At 53.5% G+C, this 1,713-nt stretch carries 3 protein-coding genes; all 3 read right to left on the reverse strand.

The annotated features are described in order from the left end of the window. Nucleotides 1–104 precede the first annotated feature (104 nt). On the reverse strand, nucleotides 105–800 hold the full coding sequence (locus PLU01S_RS25070; protein ID WP_074830771.1) for a hypothetical protein: 696 nt from the start codon (nucleotides 798–800) through the stop codon (nucleotides 105–107). Beyond that, nucleotides 797–1,414 (reverse strand): recombination protein NinG, encoded by a 618-nt coding sequence (locus PLU01S_RS25075; protein WP_074830774.1) that lies wholly within the window; start codon nucleotides 1,412–1,414, stop codon nucleotides 797–799. Before PLU01S_RS25075 ends, PLU01S_RS25070 begins: the two co-directional genes overlap by 4 nt. Then, the coding region (locus PLU01S_RS25080; protein WP_084339972.1) for a hypothetical protein at nucleotides 1,411–1,713 on the reverse strand (303 nt) is incomplete at its 5' end. The genes PLU01S_RS25075 and PLU01S_RS25080, both read right to left, overlap by 4 nt.

The raw sequence follows: 1,713 nt of genomic DNA on the forward strand, positions 1-1,713 counted from the left end.
GGCAATAAAAAACCCGCCACTGAGGACGGGTTTAGTAAGTAGTCATATTCGCGAACGCAGCGATGACATCATGGGATTTATAATGATCATATCGCCACGAAAGGTCAAGCTACTTGACCAAATATTTCTTGTTGATCGAATATTTCGGTTACATGGATCAGTGCAGCCTCTTCGATTGCGTCCAGGCTACGGTAAACCTGATTCCTCCAGCGGCGACGTGTTGACTCAGGCCGTGCTTCGCTATCCCATGTATTCATGTCATAGAACTCAGGCTCCAGGACTATCATGTCAGTTGATCGCTTGATGTATTTCTCACGATCTACCTCCTTTGACATGCCCTTGACGCCCTTTTTCTTGAAGCTAGCCATCAGCGCCTTGTGCTCTGCATATTGACGCTCAGACCGACTTACAACCTCCATTCCGGTGCTCGCTTGAGCCTGCAAGCCCTTCATCTTCGGAATGAACCATGCTGTCGTAGCCTTGTATTTGAATAGCTGGGAGGCAAACGATTCTACGTGAGGCGCAACCTTGCCAATTGCTGCGACCTTGTTGCCCTTGTGGGTCGAATACTTCCCAACCAAGAGATTCCAGTGCAGCGGCTTCAATTCTTTATGCAGCAAGGCATACAGCGCGCAGTCATAATCGAACTTCTCCCGGGCAGAGATGCAGGACCGGAATGTGCTATCGGCAGGAATAGAATCGATCAGGTTCTGCCAATGTTGCTTGGTGGTGTTGTCGATGTTGTCGGCAGCCAGTACCCGTACCAGCGTGCTCATTACGTCGCGATAGATTGCGGTCATACTGCTGCCCTCGCCTTCATTTCTCGTGTTTTTGCTCGGTAATGGGCCTTGATGGCCTGCAGATCGTCGATCGTGTAACGCTTGGGTTCGTGAGGGCCTTCCAGCCATTCAACCTTGTCGGCACCTATCCGGCGTACCAGGTTTATCCGGTAGTTCACGATGTCGCCTGACTTGTGGTTGTTGCATGGAGCGCACTGCTTCCAACAGTTGAGCGGTTCGAACCGTAGCTCCGGGCTGCTAGCTACTGTCCGATAATGACCCGCATGGAATTGGCCCTCATGGAAGCGGCCGCAGCTGATGCATGGCTGGTCGGCATCACGCATCCGAATCCACTCATTGAATGCCTGCTGGGTCTCTCTCATGTAGTCCGAGCGAGACTTGAGTTTCTTTCTCGCTTCCTTGGCCTCTGCCTGCGCTTTCCTGACGTTTTCTCGCTCAACCTTGGCCGACCTAGCGGCTGCCATTTGCAACGCACAGGAAACGCTACAGGCGGCTTGTAGGGGGCGCGCTGGAATGAACTCAGCGCGGCAGGTTGGGTTCTTGCATTTTTTCTTCTTCAGCTTCCGGGGTGATACCTGGATGCCTGATGCCTTTGTCTGGATGGCTGTACTCATTGCCCAGCCTCCAGCAGGTTGTATTCACGCAGCCAGTCAGCGCCTACACCCTGGTATGCCAGTCCATCAGGGCCGTTCTGCCCTATCCGATCCATGCGCTCTTCGTCGAAATCGTCCAGGTGCGGCAGGGCCATTTGATCGTTCGGCCAGACCGGGAAACGCTTCTCCCTGATCGTGTCGGCGTACTCGCAAGCCGCGGCGAAGGTCTTGAACGTCACCGTTACCCCGTCATGATCAACAGTCACAGCACTGGGGTTTCCGTTGTTGATGATGAGTCCTTTCATGCTGCCTGCCTCCAT

Origin of the sequence: Pseudomonas luteola NBRC 103146 (genome assembly GCF_002091675.1) — a bacterium.
Taxonomy (GTDB): domain Bacteria; phylum Pseudomonadota; class Gammaproteobacteria; order Pseudomonadales; family Pseudomonadaceae; genus Chryseomonas; species Chryseomonas luteola.